Origin of the sequence: Ruegeria sp. Ofav3-42 (assembly GCF_022347725.1) — a bacterium.
GTDB lineage: Bacteria > Pseudomonadota > Alphaproteobacteria > Rhodobacterales > Rhodobacteraceae > Ruegeria.
In genome coordinates this window covers 52,554-70,536 of record NZ_JAKRGB010000015.1, presented here as the reverse complement: position 1 = coordinate 70,536, position 17,983 = coordinate 52,554, and the positions used below count along the sequence as shown (strand labels likewise).

Sequence of the window (17,983 nt, the reverse complement as noted above, 5' to 3'; positions counted from 1 at the left end):
GTAGTCTGGCATTAAGATCAAAGATTAGTCCCAAAGAAAGCAATAGATTGACCGAAACCATTGTCGGTGTTTACCTGTTTTCGACCCGGCGCAATAATTTAGATGGGTGAATATCAGCAACGATCTGATCTGCCCCGTCGGTTGAAGATAGTATCGAGCCTACGATTGAGGTTGTATCTATGGAAGTACTTGCGGACCAGCTTCGTTCGTTTCCTATTATGGCGCTTTTTTTGTGTCTGGGCCTTGGATACGGCGTGGGCAAATTCAAAATTGGCAAATTTGAACTGGGCGGGATAGCGGGAACTCTGATCGTTGCAGTTCTTGTGGGCCAGATAGGCGGAATAAACCTAAGTGCCGATGTTCAGAATGTATTCTTTTCACTGTTTATTTTTATGGTTGGCTACAATGGCGGACCGCAGTTTTTTGCGGCGTTGAACCGTACCGCTCTGACAAAGCTTTTTGCGGCGTTTATGATGACGCTCTGGGGGCTTTTCTTCGTCGTTGTCGTTGCCACATGGGCGGGGCTGGACAAAGGGTTGGCAGCGGGTTTGGCAGCCGGCGGATTGACACAGTCCGCAATCATTGGAACCGCCGGCAATGCAATCGATCTTCTTGGGCTCGCGACAGAAGAGGCAGAAAAGCTCAAGACGAATATCGCCGTAGGGTATTCCGTGACTTACATCTTCGGGTCGATCGGACCAATTTTGGCGGTTAGTGTTATTCCTATTGTGATGCGCTGGGACTTGCGGCAAGAGGCGATCAAACTCGCGCAAAAGCTGAGCGGAGGTGATCACACGCTGGACGAAGGCGAGTTTATTCCCATGAGCCGTTTCGAAGCGCGCGCCTATCACATTCAGGACGGGGCCAAAATCGTGGGCCAGTCTATGAAGGAAATCGAAGTCGGCTTTGACAGCGATGTATTGGTTGAGCGGATTTTACGCGACGGAGCGCCCTTTGATCCCAAGCCCGATACAACGCTTGAAGCAGGCGACGTGATCGTGGTTTCAGGTCTCATCACCGCTTTGACCCGGTTTGAAGAGGCTGCAGGCGCTGAGGTCGGAGAATATCCACCTGAACTCATCATCGTGGAAGAACGGCGGAATGTCGTTATTACCAATCATAAGCTGGCTGGTAAAACTCTGGCAGAGTTGCGCGCTGCGCTTACCCCGGATCAAAGACGCGGGTTTCACATAACCAAGATCACCCGCATGGGTCACGACGTTCCCGTGCTACGCGACACCGAAATTCACGCAGGGGACGAAGTCAGCATAGTTGGGCACAAAAAGGACCTTGATCGCGTCGCGAAAGCTGCCGGTTACGTTCCGCCCTCGGCGTCTGTGACGAATTTCATTGCATTGGGCATCGGAGTCGCCGTTGGCTACCTGATCGGTGAGATCAGCTTTTTAATCGCCGGAACGAAGGTGGCTCTTGGGTCAGGCCTTGGTTGTCTAGTTACGGGCCTGATCATCGGTTATCTGCGTATACGACGTCCAAAGATTGGTGGTATCAACCGGGGCGCGGCGAACTTCTTGCAAAGCTTCGGCTTGGCAGTTTTTGTTGGCGTGGTAGGACTTAATGCCGGTCAGCCTGCACTACAGGCAATTCAGGAATACGGGATCACTCTGTTGCTTTTGGGCGTGGTGGTGACACTGATGCCGATGATCGTTCAGTTTCCGATCAATTATTTCGTACTGCGTATTCGCAACCCGATCGAAGCTTGCGCGGTTGTGACGGGATCTCGGTCCGGCAATCCGGGATTTGCGACATTGCTGGAAAAGGCAGGCAATTCGACGCCGACACCGGCATTTACAATGACCTATGCCGTCGCGAATATTTTCCTGACTTTGTGGGGGCCGCTGGTAGTCGCCTTTGTACCGTTAAGTTTCTAAATCCGTACAAGACAAGAACCAAAAAGGCTTAGTCATCGGACACTTCCGCACCTGTCTGGCCGTCCAAAATATCGGCCAGAAGGCGCCCGTTAACCATTCCGACTAAACTCATGCAAGCTTACTGTTTAAGCGCGCTGTCCTAACCGTGTATCGGCATACCTTTTGAGGCGCGGTAGGCTTGCACGTAACCGATAGCAACCGACCGCACTGCTCGTCCGATTTGTCTGTATGCGCTGTCATCCAGGTTCGCAAAGGATACTCGTGCCGACCAGTTGGGCGCGTCGAACCCCGAGCCGTTCAGCAAAACAATCCCGTGATCCTGAGCCAGCTTGAATGAGATGTCGAGCGGGTGGACGTTTTCCTTGATCCATTCCACCACCTCTTGGCCGACGTATTTTCTAAGCCAGAACTCAAAATCGATGATCCCGTAGTACTTGTCGAAATACGGATTGTCGGGAACCTCAATACCCAATCCTTCGACCAGTTCGGTAAAGCGATGATCCAGAATACTGCGGCAGAACGCTTGATAGGCCTTGTCCTCATCCATCATCTCAACCAACGAAAACAAGGTCATCATGACTTGCTGCGGCAATGAGAGGCCGGCAGTGTGGTTGAGCGCAACATCCCTGCTGTCAGCCACAATTCTGTCGATGAATTTCATTTCTGCCGGATTTGGCGACAGGGTCTCATATCGAGCTTCGACCAAGGCCTTGGTTTCAGCAGGTGCTTCGGCAATCATTTTGTCGAAGATATTGTTCTGGGCGATCACGATCGTTCCCAATCTCCATCCGGTGCATCCGAAGTATTTGGAGTAGGAATAAACCCCGATCGTGTTTTCTGGCAGGTGGCCCATCACAGACTCGAAATTCGGGACGAAAGTTCCGTAGACATCATCCGTGAGGATAATCAGATCCGGCCGGCGTGTTTTGACAAAATCGACCAGCCTTTTAAGCGCTTCCGGACTGATGGCGACCGCCGACGGGTTGCCAGGATTTACCAGAAACAGGGCTTTGACTTTTGGCTCCGCAAGGGTTTCCAGATCTTCGTCCGTCAGTTGAAAGTGTTCTTCTTCTTTGGAAGAGACATCCACGACGTTCAGGGAATAGTCTTCGAGCACCGGCATCTCGAGATAAGGGGTGAAGATCGGCGTGCCCAATGCAATTGTGTCTCCGGCATTTAGCAGCCTTTGGTTTTTTAGTGACTTGAAGATATAACACATTGCCGCTGTCCCGCCCTCGACGGGAAATAGGTCAAACTTTGCTTTTGGTCGATTCCCTGCGCACATCGCCCACATCAGGTATTCGTGGACAATCGTTTCATTATGGACGAGGCAGCGATCCGGCATCGGATAATGATCGCCGACAATACCGTCAGTAAGTTCAAGCACAAAGGCATCTGGGTCGAATTTGAATTTCTGTATGGCGAAATCTACAGCAGCGATGAGCGTTTCAGCCCCGGGGGGCGTGGTTTGTTCTTCAGAAGCTGCGCAATACGCCTTCAGCCGGTCATAACACCCCGGACCCTGTGGCATGCCCGCCAAACCCACCTGAGCTTCATATCGGTCACGTTGCGCCTCGGTCATTGCGAACTGGCCAAGTAGGAAGAACGCCTCTCGCGCTTTTGTGGCAATCCAGTTTGGATTACCCCGTCCGGCGTTCAGATAAGGCAACGTCGTGGCGCGCGACTCTTTCTTTGCCAGTTTAATAAGCTCATCTTTGATTTGAAACGGACTAAGGTTTTCGAACTTGTGTAAATTCAGAGTCTCTGACATCGAATGCCACCCATGATTGTAAACATTGGAATAAAGCAATTTGATAGTAAGAACGGATCGGCGCGTCTGTAAACCGAAAGTCTTGTGCGGCAATCGCAAGACTATGGCGCGGGCTTGAGGCTTAAGCCCGCACTGTGCCCACCAATTGATTTAGTGGCGCGTTCACTCGGTTTCGAGCAGCGAGGCTTTAGGCAGAAGTTGCAATTCTAATGCCGGGCATTTGGCAGCCTGCGGGAGTGGTCAGGATTTATGCTATGGTCAGCGCCTTACGGCAGAAGATCCGAAACCTGAGTAAACCCGGTAAGGTCAAAGCCAAAGGTAATGGGTTCCTCGTTCGTGTTTCTGGCCTCAATCGTCAACTGCTTGCCGGCGCGCATTGATGCTATCCATTCCGATGACACCGCAGAACGGGCAAAACAGCCTTGCGCTTCGCAGGTCAGGAACTCCAGTTTGGCCACCTCGGACGTATCGACCTTTGCGGTTAACCCATCGCTGAAAAGCAAACCAAAGGGCAGGGTAAGAACTGCTTCGGTTTCGTCATTGCCCGCCGATTTCACAAACGCGATCGAGGCCAGTCTCTGATTGTTTTCACTTAAAACAATGCTCTGTGTCATTTCACAGACAAGTTCCGTGCCTGTTCCCAGATTGCTGCAATTGATCGACCAGGGGGGCGTTGCATTCTCTTGTGCGAGGACGGGTTGTATCAATCCAAACGACAACGCCGCGGCGCATTTCCAGATTCTCATGCTGCTGTACCTCATTGATTAGAATTTGATCCCGATCCCCAGGCTGACTTGCAGGCTTTCGGTGGAATCCCCGAACATGTGATCGAGATTGAGATTTACGAAACTGCTGTCATCCATAGCGTAGATGCCCAATTCCGCAGACACCAGACCTTGCTTGTTGCCAATATAACTGGTGTTGGAAAACCCGCCGTCGGCAGAACTTGCACCCGAAAATCCTGCGCTGACCGAAACCGTGTCATGAGACGAGATTATGGCACCTGCACGGAGACTTGCGCGCAGTTTCTGCGTGGACGTGAGATACTGTTCCGTCCCGATTTCAAGCGACGGTGTCATCGAATAGATCATGTCGCTGCTGTCCTGAAGCGACACCCCGGACAAGGTTGCCTGACTGTTGCCTTCTGTTGCCAGGCGAGTTGCATCCAACGCAAGTTCCGGCTTCAGGTAAGATTTGCCGCCAGCAAACCTGTAATCGTAGGCAAGGCTGAGGCGCAGGTTTTGGTGGTTCATCTTGTGCTTGATCGAGCTGACACCGATTGTGTCGACAACCGTTCCGTTGGGCAGGGTTCCACTGATCCCGCCCGAACGAACGGTATCATAATCGGACCACCCACCAGAGAGCATCGCGGCGAGTTCCCAAGAGTCGATATACTTGGTGAGCGACGCTCCGAGGCTATAGCGATCACCTGTGGCGTTGTACTGTGTCCCGTTGCGAAGACTGATCTGATCATAGCCCAGAGCAAATCCGGCGTAGAGGTCATCCCCGACCGGCAGGCGGAAGCCTGCGGACAGGTTGGTATTGTTGATGTCCAACTCGTCATAAATTCCGGTCTGCTCGCGGTCAAAGAAGGACCTTCCGCCCGCGAACCAGACGCAGCGACGCGGATCGTCTCCTGATTGGTATTCAGTGTAACGTTCGCAATTGTGCAGAGTGAGGGCAAAAACACGTGTGCCGTAATACGCATCCACCGCATCTGCAGCGTAGTCTGCAGTTGTGAAGCTGTTGATTGCGTTAATGACTTCGGCCTCTGTCTGCATGTTGCCGATCAACGCGAACAACTCACCTTGCGCAGCCGATCCTTGTCCGTTCAGAACCCGGTTGATGTAATCCCCGATCGCAGCCTGGTTCGCGTTCATGCCCGGTGTCGAGTAGTCCGGTGTAATCACGAGGTCTATCGAACTGCCATCTGAAGTCGAGCCGTTCAGGCCAATCGAGTAATCCAGAACAACCGTGTCCTGAATGGTCGTTCCGGCATCCGAAGCGGTTCCTTCAGGATTGATAATGACCAGGGGCAGGGCGCGTTGAAGCGTATTGAGCTGGGGTGTCAGAGTCCCGCCCATCGTGGCGTCCCCTGAGACATTGATCAGGTCGCTACGGCCGCCCGATGCTCCCGAGGTCAGGAAGTACACGTCGAAAACAGATGTTGCCGTCGCACCAAATGCAAGACTTCCAGTGACGTTCGTGACCTGACTGACATTCTCACTGAATGTGAAGTTCGTTGACTGAACTGTTGGGGACAAACTTCCGTTAAGGCTCCAATTGCTCCCCAAAACCAGGTTGCCATTCACCTGCATTTGTCCGGCGGCACCCAGATTGACGGTATCCAGTGCGTAGAATGTTGCACCTTCCTCGATCGTCAGTCCGTTCGTACCCGCACCAAGGTTCAGGTTCCCAAGCGCTTGGCCCGCAAGCGAGACCTGATCGTTGCCTTCGCTGGCATTCAACAGCTGATCGTTTCTCGAAAGCAGGACAGAGTTCTCAGACAAAGTCAGAACATTGTTGGTGCCACCGTCCAAGATGATCGAAGCCACCGAGTCCGCCTGACCGGTGCCGCCCATGACGACGCCGTCCAATCCAAGTGCCATTGTGTCGGCCCCGTCGCGCCCTTTCGATTGTGCGAAGACTGCGATACCTCCTTCACCAACCGAAAGGACGTTTCCATCCAGAGTCAGATCAATGGCACCACCCGAGCCGACGCCACCTGCCGAACCGCGGAAAATCGAGTCGACGATGCCACCACCGCCACCCAGAGATTGAGCAATGACGCCAATCGAATTTTCTCCGGTCGACATGATGTTGCCGTTCTGAGCGAACTTGATATCGCCGCCGTCGCCACCATTGGCTGCAGACAGATTCACTGAAACCTGGCTGGGGTCAACGTCGGTGGAAACAAGGCCGCCTCCACCACCGATGCTTTGCAGAACAAACCCGTGCGAGCCTTTCCCGGTGGTGGTGACATCACCAGTATTGGCGGTGTCGATGCTTCCACCGTCACCGGTGGAGTCATCCTGCGCGCCAAGCGTTACGTCGACGCGCCCCAAACCAGAGACAACAGCTTCACCACCACCAGCACCGATGCTTTGGACGCTTTGACCAAAGGCGTAATCACCACTGGTGAAAATGTTGCCGTTCAGGGACAGATTGATATCACCGCCATTGTTTCGGAAGCTGGGATCGGCACCAAGAATGATTGACGCGCTCTGGTCGGTACTTGCGCCGCCGTTACTTTCGCTGTTCAGAACCAGCTTACCGCCGCCGCCGCCAATGGACTGTGTCGTACCTGCAGACGAGAATGCGCCATCGGTGCCCACATCGCCTGTCCGATCACCATCCACGTTACCTCCGCTCGCGTCGTTCGTATTTATCGCACCCAGACGCGCGGTGATGTCTATACCGTCGCCGTCCTGAATATTCACTGTGGTCGCGGACTTACCGCCGCCGCCACCGACGCTCTGCAGCATCAGGGCCGTCGACATTTTGCTTGTTGTGGCGATGTTGCCGTTGTGCGACTGCGTAACCTGATTGCCGGCCATGCCTGACACGTCATCGCCCCCCAGTGCGATATCGCTGCGGACCACAGTGCCGGTTGCGCCAGCCGTCGTTCCGGTGAAATCGACAGAAGTGTTCACATTGCCACCGCCTCCGTTCACGGACTGGCCAAACACGGCTTCGCTGCCTGTACCGGTGACCAGAATGTCTCCGGTCGAATTGACAGTTACGGTGCCCACTGTGCCGGTCGACCCTTCGCGCGCGCCCAACGCCTGCGAGATCGTGTAGTCCAGCGCCGAAACCAGCGGGGAGGACACCGAATACCCGGCATTGCCGCCGCCGCCGCCGACGGATTGCGCATAGATGCCAAATCCGTTTTCAGCGTTCACGACAATGGAGCCGGTGTGGTTGACCGTAACATCGCCGCCATCGGCGCCATCCCCTCCGGATCCGCCAATGGCGATCTTCGAGTAGGACTTGCCGGTCATGGTGTTCTTGATGTCATTGACATCCATAGCGACGGCCAATCCGCCGTTACCTCCGCCACCGCCAACGGACTGTGCCATGATGCCATATGCACCCGCACCATCGATGCGGATGTCGCCGCTGTTCGTGACGACCACGTTGCCTGCAACATTGCCGGTGCCGCCTGAGCCGCCGATGTTCAGCTGCGCAGTCGGAGAGCTGCTGTCGCCCGTCTTCAGGCGCAGCGTCCCGGTGATCGAGCTGCCTCCGTTACCACCACCGCCACCGATGGATTGCGCAAAGATACCGTGAGCACCTTCACCTGTTGTCACGATCGTCCCGGTATTGGTTGCTGACACAATGCCGCCAGTTCCGCCCGTGCCACCCGATCCACCGAGGCCAAATTGCAAGGCCCGCCGCGTGCTGGCCTCGGCCCCGCCATAACGCCCGTCGACCGAGATCGTTGAGCCACCATTGCCTCCGCCGCCACCGATGGACTGCGCAAAGATGCCATGGCTTTCCTTTCCGGTCGTGCGAATGGCGGCATTTGCTTCGTTGACGACGGTCACCGCGCTGCCGGACCCGCCGGTGCCACCAGAGCCGCCGATCAGAATGGCGTTTGTCGTAGCTCCGTCCGAGGACCGGCCCAGGATGATATTGCGCACCTGTTGCGCATCTCCGCCTCCGCCACCGACAGACTGCGCGTAGATGCCAATGGACTTGTCGCCTGCCGTCTGGATTACGTTGCGGTTGGTGACGGAAACAGCTGCAGACATTGCTCCGGTCCCACCATTGCCACCGATGGACAGCGTCGCCGTGTTACCGATGTCTTTGCGCAGGCTGATAATCCGGTTTTCGACCAGACCACCCATACCGCCGCCGCCACCGACTGACTGTGCGTAAATTCCATGAGACATCGTGCCCTCAGTCGTGATGATACCGTCGCTGACGACAGTCACCGTGTCCGACGTCATTCCGTCGCCACCTGTGCCACCAATGTTGACCGATATGGTTGTGCCAACCGTCGAAGGGCTGACCACAGCCTTGATCGTATCGAGGTTCGACTGGCCCGCCTGCACCATACCGCCGGTGCCACCCGCGCCACCGATGGATTGCGCCATCAAACCAACCGACCGGTCCCCCGAGGTCGCAACCCGTGCTGTGTTGGAAACGTCGACTTTGCCGCCTACACCACCGGTGCCACCAGTGCCGCCAATGGAAAGCGCGACGGACGTGCCCTTACCGGCAGAGTTGCTGGCCTTGCCGCCATTGCCACCTCCGCCGCCAACGGACTGGGCAAACACGGCGTGGGCATCCGAACCTTCCGTGGCTACAGTTCCCGCGACCACAGCCGTAACGTCGCCCGATGCGCCTCCGATGCCGCCTTCAAGCCCAACGGACAGGCTGGCCTTGTTGCCTTTGCTGTCGCCAGTCTTCGGCGTGCCTATACTGATAGAAGTCGACGATGAATTTCCGCCGCCGTTGCCGATGGACTGAGCGAAGAAGCCGTAAGAGCGGTCGCCTGAAGTGCGAATGATGCCGTTCGAACTCGCATAGACATTGCCACCGCTTCCGCCGGTGCCACCTGTCCGACCGATCTGAATGTTCACGTTGCCGCCATCTACTGAAGTCGAGGCAGAGTTGTAGCCCGCGTTACCGCCGCCGCCGCCAACAGACTGGGCGAACAGACCATGAGAGTCAGCGCCGCTGGTAGTGATATCCCCAGTGTTGCGAACATCAACCGAGCCACCAATGCCGCCTTCGCCGGTTCCGCCGCCAATGGCCAGGCCAAAGCCTTTGTTGGTTGCATCCGAAGCAAGTTCATAGGTCATGCCAAGGTTCAGGGCAGCGTTACCGCCGCCGCCACCGATGGACTGACCGAATATCCCGTGGCTGCTGTCTTGCAGGGTGATGACATCGCCGTAGTGATCGACATCTACAGTACCGCCGTCGCCTGCGGTTCCGGCATCACCGCCGATGGCGATTACAGCCGAAACACCAGTTTTACTACCGGATGAGTCTGCGGGATTCACTTTGCCTTCCAACTCATCCAGAACCGCGTTGTAATTCGCGATCACAGAGTCATCGACGCCCGTGTTGGTCGGCGTTTTGCGGTCGGTTGAATCGCCGGTGCCGCCGTTGCTTTTGCTGCCGGTGGTTTTGCTGATGCCTACCACCGCATTGATCCCGGCATCACCGCCGCCGCCGCCGATGCTTGAGGCCTCGATACCGTGCGACCCGACGCCGTCAGTCTGGATGGTGCCGGCTGCCGCGCCCGAGGTACCGCGTGCCACGGTTACGTCGCCGGCATCACCGCCGCCGCCGCCAAAGCCGCCAATGCCCATAGCGATAGGCGAGCTGTCCTTGGTGCCGACAAAGGTTGCGTTGATCCCACCAGTGCCGCCTCCGCCGCCAATGCTTTGCGCAAAGACACCGCGGGCATGGTAGCCATTTGTCGAAATACCACCGGTTTGCGTGACCGATACATCACCCGCATCCGCGCCAGTGCCACCGTGACCGCCCAGTCCGCCAACGATACTCAGATCGGTCTTACCGTCTGAATTGTTGGAATCGCCATAGTTCAACTGTCCGGTCACGTTCAACGCACCGTTGCCGCCACCGCCCGCGATAGACTGCGCCAGAACGCCGTGTTTCCAGTTGCCTGCGACCGAAACGCTGCCGGTATGGTCCACGGTCACATTGCCCGAAACGTTGCCGTCGCCACCAAAACCGCCGACACCAAAGGTCACGGAGGGAATCTTGCCGTCTTTGCTGAGCGCAATACCCCCAGAAACGTTCAGGCCGCCGTTACCACCGCCGCCGCCAATGGATTGCGCCATAAGACCAGCCGAGCCATCGGTATCCTGCTTTTCTTCGTTGAAGACACCCATATCTATGAACAAACGCTCCAGCCCGAAGGTCGAAGCCAGTTCTTCGGTCTCGTCGACGATTGTGTCCCCGAGGAAATCGCGCAGCTTGTCTTCAAATGTTGTGTCGTCCGGGATCGAGATGTCGTCAGGATTGGTCGTCACCGTGATATCGGCCTGCGATGTAACCTTCACTTCACCTGCCTTGCCGCCATCCCCTGCAAATCCGCCAACGCCAACAATCAGCGAACTGTCCGAGACGATCCCTCCGGACACGTTCATCCCGCCATTGCCGCCGCCGCCGCCAAGGGATTGGGCCAGCAATCCGGATTGACCGGTGCCATGCGCCCTGATCGTGCTTCCGGCGCCGATATCTACTTCGACGTTTCCGGCATCACCGCCGCCGCCGCCAAAACCGCCAACGCCAACGACGACCGCATAGGACTTACTGCTGTCTGTCTGGCCCGCGCCGGGTTTTCCGCTAATCGCCAGACCGCCCGACACGTTGGTACCACCGTTACCACCGCCGCCGCCTAGGGACTGCGCGATGATGCCGCTGGCACCTTTGCTTTCATCAACTGCGAAAGAGCCATCTGTTTGCTGGACCATCGGAACCGCCTGAACGCTTCCGGTGTAGTCCAGATCGACCGAGCTTGCGTCACCGCCCGATCCACCGAACCCGCCGACGCCGGCGGCGACTGAGAAAATCGTATCGGATCCGGATGGTTTTGTAAGAGACAAAGTGCCCGAGATGTTCACACCGCCAGTTCCACCGCCGCCGCCAAGGCTTTGAGCGAACAAGCCGTGGGATCCGTCACCTGCGGTTACCACATCGCTTTCTACGTCCAGTGAGACCGTACCGGCATCACCGCCGCCGCCGCCAAAGCCGCCAAGGCCCAGACCAACCGCAGCACCGGACTTGCCAGTCAGGCTGACCGCGCCGGATACGTTGAGGCCGCCGTTGCCGCCTCCGCCACCAACGGACTGAGCCATGACGCCGATGCTGTCCGAACCCGTCGTAACAATCGAAGTTGTGCCGCTAGTGCCAGTGCTGGACCGGAGCGTGCTTGTTACATTGCCGCCATTGCCAGCCCCGCCGCCGAAGCCGCCAACACCCAGGCTGATTGAGCCCCCGTTTTGCTGACTGATCCCCAGCGATGCCGAGATGTTTGTGCCGCCATTGCCGCCGCCGCCGCCAAGGCTCTGCGTCAGGATACCTGTACTGCGGTCGCCTTCGGTTCTTACGCCGCCTGTGATCGTCGATTGGACCAGCGTACCGGCATTTGCGCCGCCGCCGCCAAACCCGCCGACGCCAATTCCCACGGCTGCGTTCGTTGTTCGAGACAGGGACAGGGCGGCCGAGATGTTTGTGCCACCATTGCCGCCGCCGCCGCCAAGGCTCTGCGTCAGCATGCCGACCGAGTCGTCGCCCGTTGTCGTGACGTTCCCGGTGACTTGTTGCGTAACACTGGCCGCAGCGCCACCATCGCCGCCAAATCCACCAACACCGATGCCAAGGCCGCCCGAGAAATTGCTGGCGACGGAAATTGCGCCAGAAATGTTGGTAGCACCATTGCCGCCGCCGCCGCCGAGGCTTTGTGCAACAATGCCGGCAGAGCGCGTACCGGTGGTGCTGACATTGCCCGCGTAGGTGTTGTCGACCACGCCGCTTGTGCCACCGCTGCCGCCGAACCCGCCGACACCGATACCAGCTGCGCCAGATCCGGTGCGGGCAATGCTAACCGCGCCCGAGATGTTGAGACCGCCATTGCCGCCACCGCCGCCAACGGATTGAACCAGAACGCCGGTTGCATTCTCGCCAGCCGTCGTAACATCTCCGGTAACCGAACCCGTGGCCGAGCTGGCATTGCCGCCATCCCCACCAGAGCCACCTATGCCGACCCCGACTGCTCCGCCGCCGGTGCCCGACAGGTTCACGGCTGCCGAGACATTCAGCCCGCCATTGCCGCCGCCGCCTGCAGCAGATTGCACCAGAACACCGCCAGAGTTGTCTCCAGCCGTTGTGACGTTGCCAACCACCGTACCTTTGGCCGTATCTGAATTACCGCCGCTGCCGCCGCTGCCGCCAAGTCCAACAGATGCGCCGCCGCTGCCGGTGCCAGCCACCGTGACGGTGGCCGAGACATTCATGCCGCCGTTTCCGCCACCGCCACCAAGGCTTTGAACGATGACGCCGCCGGAGTCACCGCCCTGAGTCGAAACGTTCCCGGTCAAAGTCGCTTCGGCAGTTCCGCCATCGCCGCCTGTACCCGATGCGCCGCCAAGGCCAACCGATGCGCCGCCCGATCCGGTTCCTGCAGCCGCAACGGCGACTGAGATGTTCATACCGCCATTGCCGCCGCCGCCGCCGACAGACTGCGCCAACAAACCGGTCGAAGTTTCTCCCAATGTCACGATATTCCCGGTGACATTCGCAGTGACCGCAGACGCATCACCGCCGCCTGTGCCGCGACCGCCCAGGCCGACGGCTGCTGAACCAGAGCCGGTACCCGCTCCGCCGACGGAAGCAGAGACATTGAGTCCGCCATTGCCGCCGCCGCCACCAATCGACTGCGCGACGATCGCGCTCGACTGCGCACCTTCGGTCTGAACATTGTTTGCAACCGTCAGGCCTACGATGTCGCCATTGCCGCCGCCGCCGCCCGAACCACCCAGACCGACGCTGATTGCGCCCGAGCCCGTGCCTGCACCTGCAAGAGCAGGCGAGACGTTAAAGCCACCGTTTCCGCCGCCGCCGCCGACGGATTGAGCCAGAATACCGACCGATGCATCACCTTTGGTCCACACATCTGCCGTAGCGCTGGCCGTGACCTGGTTGCCGTCGCCACCTCCGTCACCCGAACCGCCCAGGCCAACCGATACCGAACCCGCTCCGACACCCGCACCGGATACGGTCGTAGACACGTTAAATCCGCCATTGCCGCCACCGCCTCCGAGCGACTGCGCTACAAAGCCGCTTGAGGCAAATCCATTGGTTTCTATGCTTCCGTTTGACGTTAACGTAACATTGCCGCCGTCGCCGCCCGTATCGCCCGAACCGCCAAGCCCGACGCTTACCGCGCCGCTGCCGACACCCGCACCGGACAAGACCGGAGCAACGTTGAAACCGCCATTTCCGCCGCCGCCGCCGATGGACTGCGCCACGACGCCAGACGATTGATCGCCTTGGGTTCTTACTGTGTTGTTGGACGTGGCGACAACTGTGTTGCCATCACCTCCGCCTGCACCCGAGCCGCCCAGACCAACGGAGACAGCGCCGCCCCCGGTGCCCGATCCTTGGACTGAGGCACTGACGTTGAAGCCGCCGTTACCGCCGCCGCCGCCGACAGATTGGGCCAGAAATGCTGTGGCCGAGTTACCCTGAGTTTCGATCATCCCGTTCGAAGTTAGTGAGACAGTGCCGCCATTGCCGCCACCCGCACCAGTGCCGCCCAAACCGACGCTGACTGCACCTGAGCCAACACCCGCACCGCTGCCGGTGCCTGAAATGTTAAAGCCCCCATTACCGCCGCCGCCGCCGATGGATTGGGCGACCACGCCGGACGACCGGTCCCCGGTGGTGTTGATATCTTTTGTTGTCGTCAGATCGACCGATCCACCGACCGCTCCGCTGCCAGCATCGCCGCCAAGCCCAACCGAAACCGCGCCGCTGGCCACACCTGCGCCAGCCAGTGAGGCGCTGACGTTAAAACCGCCATTGCCGCCGCCGCCACCGACGGATTGCGCCAACACGGCCGTGGAATCTACACCACCAGTGGTGACTGTCCCTGTGACACGCCCGGTTACCGATTGGCCGATCCCGCCACCTGATCCGTCGCCGCCAAGGCCCACCGTGACGGCACCGCCGCCAGCACCCGCGCCTGCGATCCCGGCCGTGACATTGAAGCCGCCATTGCCGCCGCCGCCGCCGATGGACTGGAACACGACGCCGCTCGAGGCGTCGGAAAGCGTTGTGACATTTCCTGCGACCTGGCCTTCGACAATTCCACCGTTGCCGCCTATGTCACCGTCGCCGCCCAAACCGACTCCGATCGAACCAGCTCCAGCGCCCGCAGCTGCGACACCTGCAGTGACATTGAACCCGCCATTGCCGCCGCCACCGCCGATGGATTGGATCACCACCCCGGTCGAGCGCAGCCCTTCGGTGCGAACATCGCCGTTGACACGAACACCTGTTACAGTCCCGCCGATGCCGCCGCTGCCACCGTCACCACCAAGACCGACATCAACAGTCCCGGCACCTGCACCACCCGCAGCCAGGCCAGCCGCAACGCTGAACCCGCCGTTGCCGCCACCGCCGCCGATGGATTGCACGATCACAGCACCGGAATCGTCGCCACGCGTTGTGACATTTGCGTCAACCTGTGCGGTCACCGCGCCGCCCGCGCCGCCGCCGCCTGCTTTTCCGCCAAGACCTACGCTAACAGATCCCGCCGCCGCACCGCCGAAATCAGCGCTGGCCCCGACGCTGTAACCGCCATTGCCGCCACCGCCGCCAACGGACTGTGCGACGACACCGCTGGAGAATGCTCCACTGGTTTCAATTGTATTGCCGCCAGCAATCAGGGTGACGTCACCGCCAATTCCTGCGCCGCCGCCGTCACCGCCGACGCCTACGTTAATTCCTACCGCAGCGCCTGCGCTTGCGCTGATCCCGGCGGCGATACTGCCACCGCCGTTTCCGCCGCCGCCTCCGACCGATTGCGCGATCATCCCGCTGGAGTTCGTGCCCGTCGTCGTTATATCCGCATCGGTATAGACCCGTACGAGACCACCGTCCCCGGCGCTGCCGGCCTGACCGCCGAGACCAACAGAGACATTTCCGGAAAACAGCGCTGAGGCACCTCCGGTTGCGGCCACTGCCAAGCCACCGTTTCCGCCGCCGCCGCCGACGGACTGGAACAACATACCGGTCGAGCGGTTGCCGGTAGTGACGACTGTGCCTTCGAAACCCGCAGCCGTGCCAACACCGCTGCTGTTGAATTGGCCAACGGTAACAGGCCCGCCTATGCCGCCCGTGCCGCCGTCTCCGCCAACCCCAACGGCCAGTGATCCGGAAACCGGACCGCCAGATACTGCGACTGAAACGGCATATCCGCCATTACCGCCGCCACCGCCGACGGATTGAAGCAAGATCCCAACGGAGTCATCCCCGCCAGTTTGTACAGATGCGGTATTGCTGCCGGTCAGAGTGACTTCTCCGCCATTCCCGCCATCACCAGCGGAGCCACCAACCGAAATCGACGCCGCCCCAAATGCGCCGACGGCGACTGAAACGGCACCACCGCCATTGCCGCCACCGCCGCCGACTGATTGGGCAAAAACACCCGTCGAGCGATCACCCGACGTTTGGATGGATGACGGTTGCGTGCTGTCGGTGTTGGACAACGTTACGTTGACGTTACCACCTGCGCCGCCGCTACCACCGTCACCGCCGATTGCTACACCAACGAATGCGCCAACAGCCCCGGACGATCCGCCATTGCCGCCACCGCCGCCGATGGACTGGGCCAGAATGCCCATCGCATCGTCTCCGGTTGTGGTGATGATCCCGTCATTCACGATGGTCACATCCGAACCGGCGCCGCCGCCACTGCCGTTGCCCCCAACAGACACCATACCGCCGGACGATCCGCCGTCACCGCCGCCTCCGCCGATGGATTGCGCAATTATCCCGCGTGCACCGTCGCCGCCTGTCACGATGCTTCCAAAATTGCTGACACTGACTGCGGCGCCTGATCCGCCTCTGGACCCGGTCCCGCCGATTGCGACAAGTCCGTATGAGTTTGCACCGGTCCCACCGCTGCCGCCGATGGATTGCGCCATGACGCCGTCTGCGCCGGTTCCCGACGTCAGAATAGTGCCGGTCCCCTCGACTTTGACGCTGACATCGTCGCCGCTGCCGCCGTTCGAACCGACGCCGCCAAGCGACAACGAAACCAATCCGCCTGCGGTTCCGCCCGAACCGCCGCCGCCGCCAACAGACTGCGCAACGATCCCACGCGAGAAATCGCCTCTGGTTTCAATTGCACCAGCGTGCGAGACATTCACCTCACCGCCATTGCCGCCATTGTCCGCGCCGCCAATAAGCGACACCAAAAGGTTCCCGCTTGTGCCCGCGGACCCGCCCGACCCGCCGACGGACTGGGCGTAGATACCGTTCGCGTAATCCCCAGTCGTCAATATGCTGGCGCCAGTCTCGGTGTCGACAGTTACAGTTCCGCCGTTGCCTCCATATCCGCCGTCACCAGAGGACCCGACCAACCCCCACTGAGAGCCGCCGTTGCCGCCGTTGTTCGAAACGCTAAGCGCGTAGATGCCGTCGGCCGAATCTCCGGTTGTCGAAATCGTACCCTCTTGAATGACGGTGACGTTACCCCCGTCTGCCGAGTGTCCGCCGGTGCCGCCACCCGGGGCTGCGAAACCGCTGCCGCCGTTTCCGGCCTCACCGCTGCGGCTGAATGCGAAAATACCCTTGTTGCCTGAACCTGAAGTTTGAATGGTGCTGTCGCTCGCCTGGGTCGCCTCGACTGTGCCGCCCTTGCCGCCGTCGCCACCATCACGCCCGTCCCAAAAGCTCAGATACGAGTCGCCGCCGTTCCCGCCGTCGCCTCCGACGCTGCCTATCTGCCATCCAATGTTGCTGGTCGCGTTGACATCTTCGCTAAGGGTTTTTGTCTGTTGGGGACCAGGATCACCGTTGCCGCCTGAGCTTGGCGGCACAAACAATGCACCATCGCGGCCGTTGCTTCCGTCCTGACCGTAGACAACCTGGTCCACGCCATTTGGTCCCGAGACGTCCACGGGCGCAGTCACGCTGCCCGGAGTGCCGGAACTGTTAAAGCTGCTGTTGTACTGCGAAACGGTCAACTGGGTGGATAAACTGGCCGTGCCCGAGGCACCTGAATTGCTGATTTGAGCTGTCGTTCCAGTTATGGAAACAATGTCGAATGCGACCGGAGGATTGTCGGAGTTGTAGATTGTGTCGCCCGCGTCTTTCACCAGAAAAACGTAGCCATCGGCCGTTTCCACAAAGGCCGTTGTGCCGGCGGTCGGAGTCGACGCCGGGTCCACGATCAGTGCGCTGACGGTGGTATCCAAGCCGGTTACAGGGTTGGTAACGGTATCGCCAACTATTGAAGAAGATGTTGGGGCTGCCAACGACTGTGTTGAAATCAAAGCAATAAATGAAACGGAAATTAGGAAGCTTGATTTTGTTTTCACCCGTGAACTCCGCAACCGACTTTGCCAAAATCGACGGGCATAAGCTGCGCTCTTGAAAAGCGACAACTTATTTTTCGACCTAACCCCATCAACATCTCGTTCAGGATATGCGCAAGTAAAAGGAGATTAACTTTTTTATGTTCGCTCTTTTGTGGATTCGCCTTGCCGATTGCACAAATGCAACATCTGGAACGCTAATTTAAGATTGCTGCCGGGTTTGGTTGGGAGCAGCG

General features: G+C 58.9%; 4 protein-coding genes. 1 reads left to right on the top strand and 3 read right to left on the bottom strand.

Going from position 1 to position 17,983, the window contains the following annotated elements; genetic code table 11:
• The first annotated feature begins 179 nt into the window (after window positions 1-179).
• The gene (gene aspT / locus MHN28_RS19305) at window positions 180-1,889 is read left to right on the top strand and encodes an aspartate-alanine antiporter (protein WP_255733410.1); all 1,710 of its coding nucleotides are present in this window, start codon (window positions 180-182) and stop codon (window positions 1,887-1,889) included.
• A gap of 139 nt (window positions 1,890-2,028) precedes the next feature.
• Here the strand turns inward: aspT and MHN28_RS19300 are convergent, their stop codons facing one another.
• From MHN28_RS19300 to MHN28_RS19290, 3 genes are all read right to left on the bottom strand, one after another.
• A complete protein-coding gene (locus MHN28_RS19300) occupies window positions 2,029-3,660 on the bottom strand; it encodes a bifunctional aspartate transaminase/aspartate 4-decarboxylase (RefSeq protein WP_239344208.1) in 1,632 nt (543 codons plus the stop codon).
• A gap of 266 nt (window positions 3,661-3,926) precedes the next feature.
• The gene (locus MHN28_RS19295; RefSeq protein WP_255733407.1) at window positions 3,927-4,406 is read right to left on the bottom strand and encodes an invasion associated locus B family protein; all 480 of its coding nucleotides are present in this window, start codon (window positions 4,404-4,406) and stop codon (window positions 3,927-3,929) included.
• Between the two features lie 18 nt (window positions 4,407-4,424).
• Entirely contained in the window at window positions 4,425-17,627 is a 13,203-nt protein-coding gene (locus MHN28_RS19290; RefSeq protein ID WP_304622135.1) for an autotransporter outer membrane beta-barrel domain-containing protein, read from the bottom strand.
• Window positions 17,628-17,983 lie beyond the last annotated feature (356 nt).